Below are 19,623 nucleotides of genomic sequence, written 5' to 3' on the forward strand. Positions count from 1 at the left end.
AGGAAACGAACTTAATGCGTGCACATTATTATCGGGTTAATTGGCGGTTCTTTACGGCCATTTAATGGTTTTATCACTAGTGTCAGTTTTGTCACTGCCCCTAGGTTGTTCATATCAAACATCAATTAATCTTCACTGATAACATCTCACAAGTCATGCAGCCAAATGGTTCTTGAGTTGCATTGGAATACGCGACATGGCAATGTTTGGGTTATATTTTTTCACTGTGAGTTTTAACCGATAAAGATAGTGGACCTAAATGTTAGAAAAATAACCAACGCGGATTTGCACTTTGCCTAATTCGTAAAACCAGCCACTTAAGTGAGGCTTATAGGAGACATCTAATGCATAAGAGTAAACTTAATCCGATTCTAATTTCTATCTTAATGAGCCCTGTTTTTGCTTTTAACAGCATGGCACAAGTTGACTCGGAATCGACTCTCGCAGAAAAAGAATCAAAAGGTCTGGAAAAAATATTGGTTACTGCGCAAAAGCGTACCCAAAATATTAATGAAGTCCCCATATCTATTTCGACTATGAGCAGTGATGCCATTTCGCAAACTGGGGTTAGACAGCTCAAAGACGTTGCCGAGTTTGTACCAAACTTAACCATCAGTGATGGCACCGATTTTTCCTCAGAAGTAAGGATTCGTGGAGTCGGAGCAAATAGCCGTAACATTGGATTTGATACCCGCGTAGGTGTGTATCTTGATGGTGTATATTTAGGCCAGTCTCCAGCGCTGAATCAAGAACTATTAGATCTGGAACGAATTGAAGTGTTACGTGGTCCACAAGGCACTTTGTTTGGAAAAAATACCGTAGCAGGCGCCATCAATCTTATCTCTAAAGAGCCCACAGATACTTTAGAAGGTCATGTTGGCGCTGAATTAGGTAATTTAAATGCCAAACAATTGACCGCTTCTCTCAACCTACCTTTAAGTGACAAACTAGCAGCCAAGTTTTCTTTTAATAAACAAACTCGAGATGGTTTTGTTACCAACCTTGCTACCGGAAATGACAACATTAACGAGCAAGATGCCACTTCATATCGAGCTCAGATTCGCTATGACATGAGTGAAAACGTTAAGGCCAACTTATCAATAGATGGAATGCAAAGTGACCGAACATCCTATACAGGGGAACCGATTACCAACACTTTTGGCAGTGAACTCACCTCTGAATCACCAGAACTATTTGAGATAAGCTCAACCTCTGATCCAGTGGAAGAACGAGACATTAATGGGATCGCACTCACCTTAGATTGGTCTTTAGATAATGGCCATGATGTTCGTTCGATTACTGCGTTTAGAGACAGCGAAATTTCATATAGTAACGATAGTGACTACTCTTCATTGGATTTATTATACATAGGTTATAACGATGCCTATGAACAAACTAGCCAAGAGTTTCAGTATATTTCACCAGCCAATTCGAAACTCGAATATGTAGCGGGTTTATATCTATATAGCCAAGATTCTGAAACATCTAGAACGGTATTTGCATCCGCAATTTCTGCACAACTATTTGGTACCGACCCAAGCAATCCCACAACAAACCACGGAGATGTGGAGACCACTACAGTGGCGTTATTTGTTAGTGGTGATTACGAACTCTCTGAACATTTAAAATTGGGATTTGGCGTAAGGCTATCAACTGAAGACAAAAAGGTCGATTGGGTAACAATTGGCACTGGCTCTGGTGCTTTTGGTATTGCAACTGGCAGTGTAATTGATAAAAGAACTGATAATCACATTGCCCCAACTGTTAGTTTAAATTATGCATTAAATGACGAGCTAAATACTTATATTAAATACGGCAATGGCTATAAAAGTGGTGGCTACAACCTTGACTTCATTGATACGTCTACACTTGAAGGCGGTATTGGTTACGATAAAGAGACTGTAGATAATTTCGAAGTCGGTGTAAAAGGCTCAGTCTTAGACAAAAATTTATCTTTTTCATTTGCCGCATTCCACGCCAAATACAGCGATTACCAAGTGAATCAATTCATTGATTTGGGAGAAGGCCAAACGTCTATCAGCATTCGTAATGCAGCTGAGGTCGAAACAAATGGATTAGAAGCTGAGGTGACCTATTTACTGACTGATGAATTAACATTGAATTTTTCAGCCGGTTTACTCGACACAGAATTTGTTAGTTTTCCAGGTGGTGGTGCCGGTGGTAGTGACGCATCAGGTAATCAACTTCCTAGAGCGCCTGAATCATCATTTAACTTAGGTTTGCAGTATTATTATCCAATAGATGCATTTGGGGCTGACCTTTTAGCGCGACTGGATTATGCCTATTCAGATTCCTACTACACAGATGTGAACAATATTAAGAGTCAATTATTAGCATCCGGGGACAATGTTGCATTTGGTTCTGTACCGTCAAACTCTCTACTCAATGCACGACTTGGTTTAATTTCACATGATGATGATTGGACGGTTTCACTTTGGGCCAGAAACTTAACTGACGAAGTTTACCTAACCAATAACAACCGAGATTTTTTTGGAACCTTAGTTAACTACTATGGTACACCAAGGACATTTGGGATCGAACTTGAATACAAATTTTAGCGTTATTCAACTACCACTATCTTAATAGAAATATTTTGCGGGGAATTGTTGAGTTTATTAAATTTTTTGTATTTATCTCCAGTAGTTGTAGAAAGGTTTGAATAAATAAAAAGTGGCTGAATATCAGCCACTTTTTTTGAATCAGTTAGGCTTGTATTGGAATAATACGCAATTCAACACGTCTATTTTCTTGACGACCTTGCGCATTATCATTACTCCCTACTGGTTGACTCTCACCCATTCCAAGGGTTTGTAAACGATTGGCGTCTACATTAGTACCTTGCAGGTAATTTGCGACACTGTTCGCTCTTTGGATCGACAACTGAGTATTATAATTTGAGTCACCTACAGAGTCAGTGTGCCCCTCAATGCTTAGCTTAGTTTTATCATAACGGTTAAGGACTTTTGCGACATCCTCAAGAACGGGATAAAAACCTGTTACAAGGGCAGCGCTGTCGTTAGCAAAAGTAATGTTGCCAGGGATAGATAAACGTATATTGTCTCCTTCCCGATACACTTCTACACCACTATCCGCGAGTTCTTCTCGAAACTCTTGTTCTTGTTTGTCCATATAGTTGCCAATTGCGCCACCAGCTAATGCACCTAAAGCAGCTCCCCAAACATAACGACTTTTATCATTATCACCCGTACCTTTTCCAGCCAGTGCCCCAAGCACAGCGCCTATTCCAGCACCTTTTTGGGTATTACTAGTATTGGATGCACACCCAGAAAATATAACGCTAGTTAACGCTACTGCAATCATTGTTTTTTTCATGTTTACTCCTCAATAACAATCATTAAACTCATGGAGTCTTCTGCACAAAACATTCCAATAACAGAAACAACATGGAGAATTATTTTATTATAATAATCAAATACTTAACTAACTTAAGAAGGTAAAGTTTTGGGTATTTCAATTTGCGATAGGGCGAATAGATAATATTTACAATCAATTTGTAAATATTACTTAGGAAAGGTAGAAAAATGTTGTTCGCTAAAGAAGTAATCGCCAACTGGTCACAGGAAAGGTGTATTGACTGAAATTGCTTTAAAGGTAAACAAACCCTATATTAATAATGTGCTTACTTTAAATGACGACTTTAATTGAAGTAGTTTAGGCCTAAAAAGAAAATGATTTTGTGAGTAGTCAACTATGTCTTCAACCTTGAGTGATTCACAGTATACCACCTCAGTACAAACACTGGTTAAGCAAATTCAAAATAGCTCAGCAAAAAAAGACTCATTGTTCGAACTTGCTGCACTCTATTTCACCTCTTCTGATGCTAACGCAAGAGTGCTGCGTACTTGCCAAGAAAACCTCACAAGTACCAAGGAGTATCTAAAATCGGTACCCGAAGCGAAACGCGCTGCAGCCCATAATCAGGTAAAAAAACTTCAAAAAGAACTGCATGATGAGAAACTAAAACAACTTCATAAACAACAACAGTGCTACAAGTGTATTGCGAGTATTTGCATTAACGTTCTGAAATTGACAGAGGGTAATAATCAACAACAAACTAACACCAGAAGCGCTAAATTATTAGCCACACTTTTTATGTTGTCGAGCACAGAAGGTAAAAATAGAAAGCAGATGCATCAGCTATATAAACCTTTATATAAAGCTGTCTTGGCATTACGTTTATTAGACAAAATGTTGGCAGAAAAAAAACTGTCTAATAACTATATTGTTACCCGATTCAAACCAGAGACTCGTTTTTCTGCTGTCCCCAATAAATACAGTCAATTTCAATTAGATGTGGCTATTCCTGTCATCATTGCCGCAATAACACAAGATATAGGTATGCAACATGTGGAAATTCAAAGGTTATTAAAAGGAGCTGATGGTTCAATTGACGAGTTTCGGGTGTTAGATAAAGAAACGCGTATACCTTTGCTCATCATGAATCATGAACAGACTCAGGATTTCATTACTAATGGTATTGGTATTTCTGTATATGAAGGAGATGATCTCGAAAAAAAAATACGCTATGAAAAAAAGCAAAATAATCGTTTAAAATTTGTTTTAGGCTTGCTGGTTGATGCTGTTAAGCCCTCTGAAGGTAGTATCGGAAACATCATTAAAATCCCACAAATTTATTCATCTTTTATTCTGTCAACGAAACCAGAGTATCACTTTCAAGATCTACCTAAAGTAATAACAATTCTAAACAATTCTGCTAAAAATGGCGCTATTTGCACTAATGCTAGCCAATGCTTTATTAATTTGGTGGGACACTTTCCTTTAGGCTTTGGCATAATATATGTTCAAAATAGCTCGCCCAATGAACAGCTAAAAGATTATTTTTACGGCATAGTCACTCGTTTAAATCCGCAACAACCCACTATCCCAACTTGTCGGAAAATTACTGAAAAAGGAGAGGAAGGCTCAGAACCAAAACACTTCGCTTTGAAGCCAGAAAATAATTTATTTTATCCTTCGGTACAAAAAAAATTGGAAAATTTGACCGAGGAAACTTTGGCAGAAATCCATGAGGTGCATATAGAGGATCTCGGCGATGCAAGATTGCCAAGTTATGTGAAAGGCTTTTGGAATCCCTATCGTTATTTTAGCATTCAAAAGCATCAAAATCTTTGGTCCTAAGAGGACGCAATGTGCGCCTCTTACTTTTTTATTGTGTATACAAAACTCTTACTATTCTTGTAAAAAAGTGTGGTTATTTTCTAGTTTCATAGATTCATAGATTCATAGATTCATAGATACGATGCTAAGAGCCAATATTAGTGCCTCCTAGCATGATAGTTACTTACTCAAAATTCACCTATTGGAGCAGCAAGTTATTGATATTAATAACTCACCGCATAGGCTTTTATAAATAATTCCCTTCACTATCAACTGCATTAAGACGCAATGAATCAGGATTAGTGTCGCTTGCATCTGGGATCCACTTACTCAAACATTCTCTGTCTTCAACACAAGGATCTGTTAGCACTGCAAGAAAGGCCAATAATTCTGCGACTTCAGTATCGGTTAAACTCAAGTGTTCAATGCTAGCAATTCCATTTTCTCGGTTAAGCTCAATTTTATCAATCGCTCGTTGGGTGTTAACTTGCATATCAAATGCTTGAATATTCGGCGCCAATTGAGAAAAGTCATAATTGTTTAATTCGGCTTGGGGATCTAAATGAGTACGAATCGCTTGTTCTAGTGTGGTTGAGGCACCGGCATGACCCCATGGACCTGTTGCAGTCACATTAAGTAACGAAGGCGTTCTAAAAGCATACTTGTCTTTTTCATCCCCAGATTCTCGGAATCAACCAAAGTCTTCAGTGCCATATTCACCGTCACCTTTACCGCGACCAATCTGCGCCATGCCGATCACATGAAAATCTTCATCAGTAAAAAAATCACCTGAATGACAAGCGCTGCAGTTTGCACCGCCATCTTCATAAGCACTAAAGAATAACTTAGCGCCACGTTTCGCAACATCGCTAATGGCAGAATCATCCCCTTGAACATAGGCTTTCCAAGGTGTATCCACAAATATCTGTGAACTTTCATACTCACCAATGGCTTTCGCAATATTATCAAAGGTAATTAATTCCTCTGCAGTGCCATCTGGCTCGGCAAAGCCTTCTCTAAATTCAGCTAACCAGTTATTAACAATTAACTTGCCACCTAAAGGATTGCCATAATCACCTAAACGTTGCTCTAAATTTTCTCTCACTTGATGATTATCTGTACCACCAAAGTTACTAAAGTTTTTCATTTCTTCATCTGATGTGACTGGAAATCTAGCCTGAGCCACCACTAAATTATCCCCTGCATAGCCGTCACTTTGTTCAAAAGGCACGTCTGGAGTACGGATCCCTAAGCCGTCTTTACCACCCATTTTTGGGGTTTTTCCTAAGCTTTCTACGCGACCATCATGAAACAAATAATCATCCCATAAAGCAACATTAAAGGTTGTTGGCGAATTTCTGGGTACAGTAGGACCACCATCAAAATGATCACCATTTACATTATGCAAACGCCCAGGACCTAACAAATCATCTATTTCGGCATCAACACCAATAGGTAAAACCAAATCATCACCACCGCCCAACATTGGATGATGACAGGTAACACAGGCGGAATCGAAATCACCACCTAAACTCTTAGTAAAAAACAGTTTCATACCTAACTGCGCCTTAGGTTCCTCGATATCAGGCAATGCTCGACCAATACTAGGGTCACCTGTTAGCGCCTGTTTAACAATAATGGCTCTGAGGTCTGAGTCTAAAGTGGTATCCACTTGGTCTACCGGATCAGTTGATACGTCCTCTTCGATATCATCGCCGCTACAAGCAACTAAAAATAGTGTTAAGGCCCCCAAAAAAGTGCTTTTTATCATAGAACTGTGTTTGAAAAAGAAGAGCTGATTAAGTTGGATTTGCTGCGGATGATTCAGATACATGTAGTATTTTTACCTAGAAAAATGTTTTATCACAAATTTGAGAATAAATTATTCAACAAAAAATTTAAGAGGTGAAATAAAATACTACCTAATGAAGATTAATCAAGGGATTTGATTGAACTATTTTGTATTAGCCGCTTTAGTCTTGGGTTATCTGCCAGTATAGTGTTTAAACACTAGCAGTATGCGACTCACACCTAAAAGGACATATACATGATCGGCATTGCGATATTCTCAATAGTTTTACTTTATTTCATCTACCGAGGTTACCGACTTGGTTTAGGTTTAGTGTTAGCACGACTGGCAAGCCTGGTAGGTGCCTATTTTCTCGCTATCACTTTTGCGGCCAAAGGCGCAACTCTACTTAGCGAAAAAACCCCACTTCAGGGGCTCGCCGCATATTTTGTGGCAGGACTAGCAATATTCATTGTTAGCGCCATCGTAATTTCAATCGTATTAAGGATCTTACTGCATATTTTAGGCAAAGCGACAGATGGGCAATCCGCACTGCCCATTCCTGGAGCAGTTGCCAATGGTCTAATCGGTGTATTTGTGGGATTGGGATTGGTTTGGTTTGCAAACATGGCAAATACAGCCATAACACAAGGCGAGTTACCAGAAGACAATCTCGTCAACAATTGGTCGCAAAAACTTATGGGTGGTGCTATCGATAACGTGCTGACGCAGCAATTTCCTCAAGCACCACAATTAGTCGGCGTGGCTTCTTATGTGTTGAAAAATCCAGCTAGCAGCATTAAAGATGGTATCGCTCTCGCTAATGACCCAGATGTAGAACGTTTGGTAAACAGTCAAAGAATTAACCGAATGGTTCAAAAAAGAGATGTACTTGGATTAATGACTGCTAGCGAGATCAATGCGGTTCTCGACAATACAACAGTGCAACGCATCTTGGATGGAACCAATGTGCTCGGCGATGTGGATGTTACTGATAAAACTGCGGTCAAAATGCGCCTGACAGAAGAAGTAATGACAACCCTTATTCGCGTTGAAGCAGTGAAACAAAACCCACGTTTTAAAACACTTAGTAACGATCCTGGGCTTAATCGCATGTTAAATAAAGGCGATGTCTTTGGTTTAATGAACAGCCCTAAAGTCAAAGAAATGTCGCAAATCATTATGGACTCGGGGATTATAAAATAGTGGTATAGGTTCAATTATTATTGAAGCGAACCCATGAATGGTTTGCCATTACTTTTGACACTTTATACTTAGCTACTGCAATGTAGGACGGGTACTGTCGAGCTCCGTCATTAGTGACTGCCACTGCGTTTGCCAACAACAGTGGTGGTCAAAGTCAGCAACAATATGCAAGGTAATGTCTGCAGTTAAACTAAACTCCGCTACAAACTCTTGGGCTAATTGGGCCGGAACAATGCGATCCTTTTGCCCTACAAAATGATATTGGCTGATAGTCTCGAGAGATTGGCGAAAGTCAGCAGGATTTAACGAGTCGGATAGTGGTGACACGCCGTGCAGCCTAGTCCAGCGGCTATGGTCAAGATTACCAGCTACTGTTACCAGTCGCTTCACATCTTTGCGCCTTGCTGCAATCAGCGCTGCCACTGCCCCACCGCCACTGTAGCCAATAAGTTGTATGTTTTTAGCCTGATACCGTGCTTTTAACTTATCAATGGCCTTGTTACTCGCATTGATAACTGTCTCGGAAAAACGCGCCTTAGTCCATAATGTTGGAGTGCAAATTGGACCTGTTATCGACTGGCAAGGACGTGAAAGATAAACCGCCCCAGGGTGTTGCAGTGCCAATTCCAGAGCAATAGCTTTTACCGGTGTTGGGTTATCAGAAACTTCGAAACGACTTTTCCAAGCGTACCCGTCGCCTTCAATATAAATTGTAAGTAACCCTTTTGGGGGAGCTTGTGGAGGAAGAAAGGCCAACAAATCCAATTGTTCCCCTTCAATAATATGACTTTTCCAGCCCTGCTGAGTGGCAGTAGAGGTTATGTGTTTAATTCTAGTAGCTGAGCTCGGTACGTTGCTGCAGCCCGTGACTGCAATAGTAACAACAAACAACAAAATACAATTTAGACAACGCACTAAACACCTCTACAAGACGGCCAATAAACCCATTTAAAACAGCTGATTTTCAGCCATTGTCTATGGGCTAGCTTCTGTTTCACTACATTTAAATGACTGGTGTAAGATGGAGACATGGGGTTGCCCTGCGATAACTACAACTTGGTAAATTCGACTGTAGTCAGGTCCTTTGATCATGTCATAGCTGTTATCACTTAAAAACCCCGCTAGCATTGGCGTGGTATTTAAATGCCCCACGACTAAGGCATTTTTCTTTTGTTGCAATAGCTTTTTTGCAAAATCAGTGAGCTTGGGTCGATCATACAATTCAATGGGTAAATTTCGTTGTTCAGCAATTGGCTGGGCGGTGCTGATGGATCTTAAAACATCGGTGCTATAGATCACATCGAAATCAATATTTTGGAATACTTTGATTAAGTCTTTGGATCGCTGCAAGCCACAGGAGGTAAGGTCCGCTGGTGGTAGAGTGTTTTTTTCAGCATGCCTGATTAGATATATTGCGAAAGAATCATCTTGCGCTGCTTGAGAAGTACTAATAAATAAGTAAATTGTAAGCAGTAAAAACAAGATCGGAGTTTTCATGGAGGAAATTTTACTATTCATTATCTTAGTTCCCAAAATTCATCTTCGGTTTTTCTTTATGCACTCCTCGCAATGGCAAAAATACAGCCAATAAACAATCTATGGCAAATTCAATCCTTTAAACAGCACATGTGATATTGAGCAGTTGTACCTGCGAAAATTCAGCGGATACGGATAAACCAAAGAAAGAAGTTAACTTATACAATGTGCTCCAAAATCAAAATTTCCTATCAGCGTTTCCGCTGTCACACCACTATTTGTTTGATGTGACAGTCTTAAATGAAACACTTTCAAATAATTACAGCCCATTCATTAACTAGTTATACTGGCTCCCATTCCAGAGATTAATCATATTTACCTCTGAGGCCGTTAAAGAATACCCATCCATAGCGCCGGCATCAGCTCCTGTAGGACAAGAAGGAAGATTATTAGAGGTTACACATACATCTGTAAAACGCTGTCTCAAGGTGGGTGCGGGATTAACATGACAAGCTGCGCAGGAGTGATTCGTAGCGGGCCCAGTTAAAATATCCGCAGCATAAGAAACCCCGGTCTGCACAGCTGTGCTAGCACTGGCTGACAAACCATTGGCCGTAGCTGTCACCGTTACGGTGTAGTTACTGTAACTACTAAGTCCTGTCATAGTTCGACTGATCGACCCATTTGGATCCGTAAAACTAGCGATACTGCCAGCGTTGGCACCGCCACCACCTACTTTCGATCCTGATGCAGATACGGTATAGCTCACATTATTTCCGGACACTCTATTCCAGCTTACAGTCACTTTACCTGAACCATCTACGTCAACATTTGCTGCTACAGCTGCCGCTGATGGTGCAGGATTAACAGGATAGGTCGCGGCAGAAAGCAAGTTTGAAGAGGCCGATTCATGGCCACCTGCCAATGCTTTTATCGTATAGCTGTGCTGGGTACCCGAAGAAGCACCAGTGTCGGCATAAGTTGTACCATTTGAAACAGTAGCTATCGCTACAGCCCCTCGATAAACGGTATAACCACTGATATTGCCGGAAACGGCTGACCAACTTAGATTAATTCTTGAGGTACTGGTGCCGTTGACCGCAGCGCTTTGTAATACCGGTGCTGCAGGAAAGGCTGTTTCACTGTCAGTGGCAAACTCAATGGAATCTTCAAAACCTATAGTCACGCCAACTTGGTAGTCATAACTGAAACCGGCACTGACACTTGTATCTGAATAGCTATTGGTTCCAGGCGTGGCCAAAGGCGTTGCAGGGAAACCTGGCTCGGAGCTCAACTTGCGATAGATTTTATAACTATCGGCATCAGTAACCGCTGGCCAACTTAGATTTATTTGGCTGGTAGAAACTGACTCGGCGCTGAGACTGGTAGGAGGCTCAGGTTTAGGGGCATTACTGGCGATATTGGAAGGCACAGATTCTTGGCCCGAATCGTCAAGTCCTGTCACCACATATTCATAAAGGGTATTCCCAGACACACTGTTATCTGTATAAGTCTCATCTAGTATGTTGGCTTGTAACAACACACTACCTGTACCGTCATCTCGATAAATATTGTAGGAGGTGGCATTACCTTCTGGCGCTTCCCATACTAAGTTGATCTCAGTAGGACTCAAACTGGTTCCAACCAACGCATCGGGTACAAGAGAGGCCGTTGTGACTTCGGCGGGGAAAGAGTCGTCCGACTGAAAGCCATTGATCACTGCACGCACAGTGTAGCTATACAAAGTGTCATAGGTCAGTGGTGAGTCAGTATAACTGCGGCTGTTTTGCTGTTCTTCACTGAGTGAAAGTTCGACTCCATCACGCCAGAGTGTGTAGCTGTCAGCCGTTACATCTGTAGGTGGATCCCAACTGATATCAACCTCGAAGCTGTTATTTATCGAATCTACTTCAGCTAATACATTGGTTGGCAACAAACCAGCTGAGCTAGTATCTATAGTTATATACCCAAAACCTGCAGGAGGGGAATTTAGACAATCAATGCTGGTAGTCGACAAACTGCCATCGGCATCAACCAGTTGATAAGCGATACGATCTTCGCCACGAATAAAGGGATTAAACAATTGGTAGCTAAAATCTAAGCTGCCGGCATCAATACTGGCTGAACCCAATGTACCGTCCATCAAGGAATCAATAGTGACATCGCCATCACCGTCTTCATTTGGCCCAATACGAGTGCTTATAGGTATGCCTGCAAGCAGCCCATTGTTGCTTAGATCTGCACTGTCGGTACTGAAACATGTTGCAATCGGAGCGCGATCTACAATAGTAATATTTTGGCTCAGTGTTTCCTGCACGCCGTTTTCATTGGTTATCGTCAGACTAACGCCAAAATCTGCACCAGCTATGTCTGGCTCAAAGGCAGTGCTGACACCAGTGAGTTTACTAAGGCTAGCAGCTGATCCTTGCGGTGCAAGCAAAGCCCAACTGTATGACTCTGCATAAGAACTGGTGCTCGCATCCATGATCACCTGATCGTCAATCGTTGGCGTAATTGTACTAAAAGTAAAACGAGGCACTGGTGCACCTGGCGCTCTAGGGACAAAATTCCCAAGTGACTGTAAATGACTACGTAATATACTGGCACTACTTTCGCCACCATCATAGGGTACCCACAGTCTATCAAGACTGAGACGCGCCATCGGCATCAATCCAAGTTCAAAAACATATGGAATAAGATTAGGTCTATTTATAAACTCGTCGTAATTATCAAAGTTAGTCTCTTCATTATTGACTTGGGTATGACAAATGCGACAGTTACGCGCGTATACATCATGATAAAGATCTTCCTGTCCGGCCCAACCTGGCTGTGTATAAGCGCCATTAAAACTACTAGTAGGTAACTGATCTACCGGTAACGCTAGCTCCTCATCGCCATACCAACCGTGAATCAACTGAATAGACGCGGCATGCCGTTCTGGATTATCAACATAAGTGGCCAAAGTGCCCAAGTTTAGTTGTCGTAGTTGCTCTTCTAAAGCCTCACGGCTATTGGCATTTAACACTTCTTGCGAGAATTTAGAGGTGTCCAATGTAGGTTCAACATATTCCGAGTCACTGGCATGAGCATACAAAAACGAATCCAGATCCCAAGGCATAAATGTGGCATCAATATCAGCTTCTGCGACATTAGTAAATTGACGAGTATCAGGGTTACTTTGGTGACAGGCAGCGCAGACGCCAGGTAAAAATTTCTCTCCCGCACCATCAAAATTCATACTTGCGGAACGAATAAAGTCACCATTTCTTTCATCGGGAACAAAGGCATAAAATTTTACAATTTTTGCATTCTCTCCATCGGGATCAGGGTTCTCACTGTATTCCATTGCCACCACTGCAAACTCGCCACGGGCCTCAAGTGCCGCTTCCAATGTAGGATAATTAGTAACATAAGAATACACATTGCCATTTACATCTTTACGCATCCACATATCACGAGCAAAACCCAAATCGAAATTATTAAGGTACAAAGCATGAGAGATACCCGCATCATCAATCGGCTTACCATAAGCATCTTGGAAACCAGCATATTCTAGCCAGTTACTTAAAGTCGCAAACTGTCCCTGGGGATCAATCAAAGCATAATAGTTATTGGCGGAAATGCTGTTTCCCAATCCCAAAGCGGCTAAAACATTAGTGGTTAATAAGGTAGCCGTTAGTTCACCATTCCAAGTTTGCAACAAAGCCCCGTTTTTTGCTGCCGACCTTTTAGTCGATTTGCTCAAGGTCTTTGCGTTAATTTTGCTACGTATGGTAGGCTTGGTCAGTAAACTCGCTAAAGCAGCGTTAGCACCAAATGACGTTTCATTTGCTAGGACACTACTCTCCGAAATATCAATGGAATCATCTCCAGAAATGTTTAGGGCTATGAGTTCAAAGTCGACACTGGTTTTTTCGACAATCTTGATCTGTATATCCAGATATGCAGAGCCTGCCTCATAAGGCTCTAAACGTCTATCCCGCTCAACCGTCTCAAAATGTTTGTTAATGTCATCAAGATCTAGCGGATAAAGCTCAATCACTACTGTAGGATTTGCGGGCTCAGTCAATGGGTCATAGTCAAGCTCAGGACTGAAATTGCTCTCGAAGGCATCGCTGATAGTGTCGGTTTTAATCACTAACTGATCCATTTCGCCTCGCCTATTTAGCCAATGTGCCGTAGTGATGACCTCAAGAGTAAAGGGTTGGCTGCTATTACCTGTAGTTTCGCCACCCCGCAGCGCAGCTACAATACTCAGTTGCTGCTCAGGCGCTGACGGATCGGTTAGAAACCTTTCTGCATCATCGACTGCAATAATGGTTATGCTAAGTTCGTCAGTATCGGTTTTACCATTAGCATCTGTAATGGTGAGTTGAAAGTTAAGTTCAGTATCGACCCCCACATTAGGGGCGTTAAACATGACTGTGGTGTTGGTGCGCTCTATAAATTCAACTGTGGGTCCCGTACCAGTCTGCTGCCAAGAATAATGTTGTATTGGCGCATAGTCACTGTAGCTATCTTTACCTGTAAGTACTATTTCACTCTTACCTCGGGCAGAAAAAGATTTAGTGGTAGTACTTTGGCTTTTTCCTAGCCCAATCGCAGTGGCATTAGCCACAGGGGGTAAGTCATCTTTTTGATAACCAACGCCGCCGCTACTTTCCCCACCGCAGGCAGTCAGAAAGGCAAAAAGTAACGCAAATATTGTCGATTTTACTAAGGTATCAGCAGCATTAAAATTCATAACGCAATCCTCCAGAGAGGATTTTCTGATTATAATCATCAATACCTTTTAGCTCGCGATAATTCAAAAAGACTTGAATACCACCACTTGCGCTTGAGCCAAAAGTGGTTTGCTGGGCTCCACGTATGACCGCAGCTACACCGACTCCAAATATTTGATAATTAGGATCTGTACTATTTGTGGGTAACAAAAAGCGGGCATCATCAGTAATTTGTTCCGCAGCATTAGCATAAACAGCACCGATAAAACGTTCATCATCTTCATGTTGCGTATAAAACTGTAAGTCAATATAAGGCATAAAAATGCCGTAATCACTACTCACAATATACTGAGTTTTTAAACCAAGCACAGTCTCCAGAGACTTAATTTTTTGAGCATCGACGATAAAGTCAAAGCCGTCATTCTTGATATCTGTCTCTTGATATTGATCAATAGACAAATCTTGGTAGTTAAGAGTTAATGATGGCTCGATGATAAAATTGTCGGCGACACGAAAGGTATAACCCGCAGCCAAATTAGCAGACAAAGTATCTGAATTGTTATCACTGATAGCAACAGTATCGGTATTGCCTACATTAGGATTAATTGACGGGTAACGGATCGCGCGCTCTGTTTCAAATTGCCCTTGTTGATAGCCAACAGACAAGCTGTAATACCAATCATCAGATTGATAAAGCCCAAAAGGCATAATCGAAAAAGCATCCATAGTGACGCCGCCATCAACAATACTTTGGGAGGAATCAAAATCGATTTCTTGCTGCTGATAACCCAATATAGCGCCCACTACCCAGTTGTCGTCAACACGATAATCAAGCCCAGCACTAATCTCCGCACCATCGAAATCAAATGCATCCTCTCGCTCACTGGCCCTCTGATCACCATAGGTATAACTGGCATTTATAAAACCGCCTAGTCGCGACCAAGCTTCATTGGTTTCGTCCCCTGAGTTAAGCCCCGATTGCTGTGGCGAAGTATGTGAACTACGCACTAACTGATCGTTACTATCAATCGCCAGCCCGGTAATATTAAAACCACGAGCCCCACTTCGAAGAGCGGTAACGCGAGAGGCTAAACTGTTAAGCTGTCCACTTACAAAACTATCCGCCATAGACTCCTGACTTGAAAATTCTTCACCAGCAGTCCAGCGCAGCGCAAAGCCTAACCCCTCAAGATCCGAGTCCAGACTATATTGTGTGGGTCCTTCATTCGATAATTCATTGGCAGTATGGACCAACTCACGCACATTATTCCAAACTATAAATAAGGTACCACTACAGCTTTCAGTGGCCGCTCGGTCAGTATCTTGGCAACCCTTGGCCTTTAGTTGATCGTAGGTGGCTTGATTTGAAATTGCCGCTAGTTCTTCCAACTCAGACTGGTACTGCCCTTCGAAACTCAACAAGTCCGCATGGGCAGTTGTTGAGGCCAACAAAATAAGTCCATTAAGTAATAGTGAAACTCGGCAGATGTTTGAAGTGTTTTTCATTAGATTCCTTTTCTACTTGATTGAAAACCGCACTACTTAAGCGTTTCTACTAATTTAAAATTGTATAGTTGTAATAGTATTTACGACTTTGTATTTGGGACAAAGAAAAAATCTCCTACTTCATGGCCCGCACCTTTTATCGTTTTATATTCAGGATTTTGCTCAAAATCAACGGCTTTGGCGGCATTAACCACCTTTTTTCTGACCTCCATAAAAAGCTGAGGTCCAGTCATAATGGCGTTATTACTACGCAATACGTCAACAAAGGCTTTAGTAAAAACCGAGTTACTGCCACCAACACCGTCGAGAATGGGTTGATCACCTCCTGACGTAAGTAGTAACCGTGAACGCTTAGATGCCTTATATTTTATGTAATCATTATTGTACTTACCGTTCTCCCCCATCATCAAAATCCCTGGGGCAGTGGATAACAATCCTGAGTAACAGGAGTCCGCCACAACTAATACTCGACGGGCTTTGAATCTGGATAGATGTCGAGTCACAAATTCATTAGCTACCCAGTAAGTGTCTCGAGGTGGAGCCTCTGCATTGGTAGGTAACCAATAACCTGACTCCATCGCTCCCGACTGTAATCGTGCACCATGACCGGCATAATAAATTAATAGGTTATCGTCCTCGGTTAATTGCTCACTGATATTATTGATGGCTTCCATCACAGCAACATCATTCGCATTGATGATTTTTTGCACATTGAAACCGTAACGGTTTGTCAGCAAGTCAGCCACAACATTGATATCGTTTACTGGTGTATCAAGCTTTTCGATTTTATCGTAATCCTGATTAGCAATAACTAGGGCGTAGTACTTCCCAAAATTGATATCACCGCTTTTAATATCATCACTGAAATTTTCGATACTTGAAACGCCAGCGATGGCATTTGAAGACCTTAATTTAAAACCATCTGAGCGCTGTTGAATTGAAACTCTTTGCTCTTTGGCAACCCTACTTTCTGCTTCTAGCTCAACAATCAACGACTTCAACTCCTGTACTTGCTGCAACAGGTCAGTATTGTTTTGTTTTTTTAACTCATCACTCAGACTCGCGATTTGTTTATTCATAATGTTAACTTGGAGATCTTTTTTCCGTATCTCCTTGTTCAATGCGTCCAAGGCGTTTTTTTGCTCTTGCTCAACTGCAGACTGAAACACGATACTGTCTTCTGGCAGATCCCAAGCCTTTCGATACCAGCCAAGGGCTGCAATGGGATCTTTCTCTACGCCTAGGCCTTGCTCATATAAAGTACCAAGATTAAATTGCGCTCGTTTGTTACCTTGCTCGGCGGCTTTGTTGTACCAAATAATGGCAGCTTCGTAGTTGGGACTACCACCTGCGCCTTTCTCAAATATTTCACCAACACTGACCTGTGCATCGGCATCACCCAGTTCAGCTGCCGGCATCCACACCCGCAAAGAAGTTTTAAAATCAGCACGATCATACGCCACATATTCGCCACCACGGGTTTGACACTCGGCGGCTGTAACAGTCGCGGGCCTACGAGGTGTCATGTAACTGCGATTACCTAACATACGCATCTGTCCTGGCAGCAGACAATCGACAACCTGCAATTCGGCGATGCGGCTAGCGCGCATATCTTCTGGGGTCAGATTCGAATTTTTTAGCGCTGCAGTATTCGCGGCTGGAGTTTTGTCGGTTGCAGCACAACCAAGTAGGCTAACCACAATAGTTACTGTCGCGACTTCACGAAAAGAATACAATTTATTTAACACAATTAAGCCCCCTTAGGACTAATACAAAGTTAGCGAAATAGCGACTGATATAAGTATCTAGCGTGTTCAACGCAGTTGTTTTTGTAATGCTTGGTACTGTTCATTGTTTGCCATAAATTTATATTTACCCACTTCTACGAGTTGCGTGCGCATAAATTGGCGATAGTCGGCATCGTCCTGCTTATTTTGCAATTGCTCTCGAAATACCTTAAGAATTTGTTCACTGCGTTGTTCGACATCTTCGTTGCTGGGATGCAGCTCGTAAACCCGTTCGAGATAGATCAAAGCCCCGTTATAATCCTGAAAACTTAACGCCGTATCAGCCTCAGCAATGTTTTCCATTACAGATTGCTGATCCATAGGAGGCAAAGCAGTCAAGGGCACCCTAGTATCAACAGACTCAATGAGAAACACATTGCCAATCACTAATAAAAGCGCCACTGCAATCCCGGCCATTACCCGCCGCGGTCCTTTTTCCGCCCAATTTAGGTTGGATAAAAACTGACTGGCTGATTGTGTACGCTCGTTACGATTTAATGCGACGGCCTTGGTAATGGCTTTTTTATATAGCAAACCAAGCGACTTACTGAACACAGGTTTCAGTTTGCCATCACGAGCCTGTGTCGCTTTCTTCCCAAGATAAGGGTGACCCCCGCCTAAAAGTTCACCTGCTATTATCCCCAGTGCATAGATATCATCTCTGGGATCAGGGTCGCCATTTTCAAACATTTCTAAACTAGCATATCTAGGTGTGAGTGCGTTCAATTCACCTGCGTCGAAATTATCCTTATACAACTCACTATTTAGTGCTCGGGCAATGCCAAAATCAAGTACCTTAGTTTGACCCGTTTTAGTATAGAAGATATTTCCGGGTTTTAAATCAGAATGAACTATACCTTTCGAGTGTGCATATTTAAGTGCTAGTGCAATCTCTTTGACAATTTTTAAAGCGGATTTAGGATCCAGTACAACGTCTGTTGTTCCTTTAATGACCGCGTCAAGGGGATAGCCATCCAACTCCTCCATAGTCATAAAGACTGTGTCGCCATCACGATCAAAATCGTAAACAGTGATAATATTTGGATGTGCTAAGGCTTGCGTTTTTCTGGTTTCACTCTGTAACGATTTAAAGGCGTTAGGATATTGCTCAAAGTCATTACTCAACAACTTAATAGCGATATAAGGCGCATCATCTTCTGCTTCAACTCTACGTAAATCTAGTGCTTGGCAGACCATTCCCATGCCACCCTGCCCCAGTATTTTTTGTATAATAAAGCGTTCTTTAATTGCTTCTCCACCAAGCACAAAGGGTTTATGGTAAGTGTTGGTTAGCGGATTTTTAGTATCTGAATAAGTACGATTAGAGTTCCCAGTTGTAAAGGAACCTGTTGCTTCGTAAGGAGCATGAGTATTCGACGGCTTAACTTGCGGCTTTTGGGGTGGACGTGTTTTGACAGTGTGTTGATTATCTGGTGCTGTCGCGGATTCAGCTTGTGGTATTGCGACCACCTTTGATTTTCCCTGGTCAGAAGAGGTTTTTTTATTCGATGTTGGTACTACAGTGGAGTCAGCATTGTCTATTTGATTGTCTGTTTGCACGCTGGAAATGACGGTGCCATCATCATCCTGAGGCGACAATACAGAGGGTGACACTCGGGTATCATCATCATTTTCTAGTAGATCTTTTGCGGCTTTTCCTTTTGCAGTAAAAACAACAGTAGCGTCGTTATCTTCTGCAAAACCTGATGTTTTTTTGGTCATGATAAATCGGGTTCTTTTTTGATATGTAGAATAGGAAAACAATCACTATTATGTACAAACATTAACCGCAATTTGATGTTAATGCTACTTGCCCGAGAGTATTTTTTACATTCAGTGTTGCACTCAGCCCTATAATCAATACTGAATCCAGTTAAATTGTATTGTCCTCTTGCGACTTTTGGCAATGGGAAAATGCTTCAACGAGCACAAATCATAGAGAGATAATTTAATTGATTACAGCGAACATAAGGTT

At 41.6% G+C, this 19,623-nt stretch carries 12 protein-coding genes; 3 read left to right on the forward strand and 9 right to left on the reverse strand.

From position 1 onward, the window contains the following. The first annotated feature begins 344 nt into the window (after positions 1-344). Entirely contained in the window at positions 345-2,579 is a 2,235-nt protein-coding gene (locus AAC000_RS00260) for a TonB-dependent receptor (protein ID WP_339719010.1), read from the forward strand. Between the two features lie 145 nt (positions 2,580-2,724). Here the strand turns inward: AAC000_RS00260 and AAC000_RS00265 are convergent, their stop codons facing one another. Beyond that, positions 2,725-3,354, reverse strand: a complete 630-nt coding sequence (locus tag AAC000_RS00265) for an OmpA family protein (RefSeq protein WP_339719012.1) — start codon at positions 3,352-3,354, stop codon at positions 2,725-2,727. A gap of 378 nt (positions 3,355-3,732) precedes the next feature. Between AAC000_RS00265 and AAC000_RS00270 the strand changes: the two genes are divergently transcribed. Beyond that, complete coding sequence (locus AAC000_RS00270; RefSeq protein WP_339719014.1) at positions 3,733-5,181, forward strand: hypothetical protein; 1,449 nt, start codon at positions 3,733-3,735, stop codon at positions 5,179-5,181. A gap of 226 nt (positions 5,182-5,407) precedes the next feature. Here the strand turns inward: AAC000_RS00270 and AAC000_RS00275 are convergent, their stop codons facing one another. Together AAC000_RS00275 and AAC000_RS00280 are read right to left on the reverse strand one after the other, a co-directional pair. Continuing rightward, positions 5,408-5,791 (reverse strand): hypothetical protein, encoded by a 384-nt coding sequence (locus tag AAC000_RS00275; protein WP_339719016.1) that lies wholly within the window; start codon positions 5,789-5,791, stop codon positions 5,408-5,410. Positions 5,792-5,851: 60 nt separating this feature from the next. Continuing rightward, positions 5,852-6,931, reverse strand: a complete 1,080-nt coding sequence (locus AAC000_RS00280) for a cytochrome-c peroxidase (RefSeq protein ID WP_339719018.1) — start codon at positions 6,929-6,931, stop codon at positions 5,852-5,854. 276 nt (positions 6,932-7,207) lie between these two features. On the opposite strand from AAC000_RS00280, the gene AAC000_RS00285 reads away from it, so the two are divergent. Continuing rightward, complete coding sequence (locus AAC000_RS00285; RefSeq protein WP_339719020.1) at positions 7,208-8,155, forward strand: CvpA family protein; 948 nt, start codon at positions 7,208-7,210, stop codon at positions 8,153-8,155. 72 nt (positions 8,156-8,227) lie between these two features. Here AAC000_RS00285 and AAC000_RS00290 read toward each other — a convergent pair whose 3' ends face one another. From AAC000_RS00290 to AAC000_RS00315, 6 genes are all read right to left on the reverse strand, one after another. Further along, entirely contained in the window at positions 8,228-9,070 is an 843-nt protein-coding gene (locus AAC000_RS00290; RefSeq protein WP_339719022.1) for an alpha/beta hydrolase, read from the reverse strand. A gap of 60 nt (positions 9,071-9,130) precedes the next feature. Further along, a complete protein-coding gene (locus AAC000_RS00295) occupies positions 9,131-9,673 on the reverse strand; it encodes a phosphoglycerate mutase family protein (RefSeq protein WP_339719024.1) in 543 nt (180 codons plus the stop codon). A 295-nt stretch (positions 9,674-9,968) separates the two neighbouring features. After that, on the reverse strand, positions 9,969-14,375 hold the full coding sequence (locus AAC000_RS00300) for a hypothetical protein (RefSeq protein ID WP_339719025.1): 4,407 nt from the start codon (positions 14,373-14,375) through the stop codon (positions 9,969-9,971). After that, positions 14,365-15,861, reverse strand: a complete 1,497-nt coding sequence (locus tag AAC000_RS00305) for an autotransporter outer membrane beta-barrel domain-containing protein (protein WP_339719026.1) — start codon at positions 15,859-15,861, stop codon at positions 14,365-14,367. The genes AAC000_RS00300 and AAC000_RS00305 overlap by 11 nt, the downstream gene beginning before the upstream one ends. An 80-nt stretch (positions 15,862-15,941) precedes the next feature. Beyond that, complete coding sequence (locus tag AAC000_RS00310; RefSeq protein WP_339719027.1) at positions 15,942-17,609, reverse strand: caspase family protein; 1,668 nt, start codon at positions 17,607-17,609, stop codon at positions 15,942-15,944. Between the two features lie 66 nt (positions 17,610-17,675). After that, a complete protein-coding gene (locus AAC000_RS00315) occupies positions 17,676-19,370 on the reverse strand; it encodes a serine/threonine-protein kinase (RefSeq protein ID WP_339719029.1) in 1,695 nt (564 codons plus the stop codon). Positions 19,371-19,623 lie beyond the last annotated feature (253 nt).

Source organism: uncultured Paraglaciecola sp. (genome assembly GCF_963977085.1).
Taxonomy (GTDB): domain Bacteria; phylum Pseudomonadota; class Gammaproteobacteria; order Enterobacterales; family Alteromonadaceae; genus Paraglaciecola.

Excerpts from the sequence above, each read along its gene's own strand:
- AAC000_RS00295 (WP_339719024.1), bottom strand. The coding sequence starts at position 9,673 with ATGAATAGTAAAATTTCCTCCATGAAAACTCCGATCTTGTTTTTACTG.
- AAC000_RS00315 (WP_339719029.1), bottom strand. The coding sequence starts at position 19,370 with ATGACCAAAAAAACATCAGGTTTTGCAGAAGATAACGACGCTACTGTT.
- AAC000_RS00265 (WP_339719012.1), bottom strand. The coding sequence starts at position 3,354 with ATGAAAAAAACAATGATTGCAGTAGCGTTAACTAGCGTTATATTTTCT.
- AAC000_RS00260 (WP_339719010.1), top strand. The coding sequence starts at position 345 with ATGCATAAGAGTAAACTTAATCCGATTCTAATTTCTATCTTAATGAGC.
- AAC000_RS00280 (WP_339719018.1), bottom strand. The coding sequence starts at position 6,931 with ATGATAAAAAGCACTTTTTTGGGGGCCTTAACACTATTTTTAGTTGCT.
- AAC000_RS00300 (WP_339719025.1), bottom strand. The coding sequence starts at position 14,375 with ATGAATTTTAATGCTGCTGATACCTTAGTAAAATCGACAATATTTGCG.
- AAC000_RS00305 (WP_339719026.1), bottom strand. The coding sequence starts at position 15,861 with ATGAAAAACACTTCAAACATCTGCCGAGTTTCACTATTACTTAATGGA.
- AAC000_RS00270 (WP_339719014.1), top strand. The coding sequence starts at position 3,733 with ATGTCTTCAACCTTGAGTGATTCACAGTATACCACCTCAGTACAAACA.
- AAC000_RS00285 (WP_339719020.1), top strand. The coding sequence starts at position 7,208 with ATGATCGGCATTGCGATATTCTCAATAGTTTTACTTTATTTCATCTAC.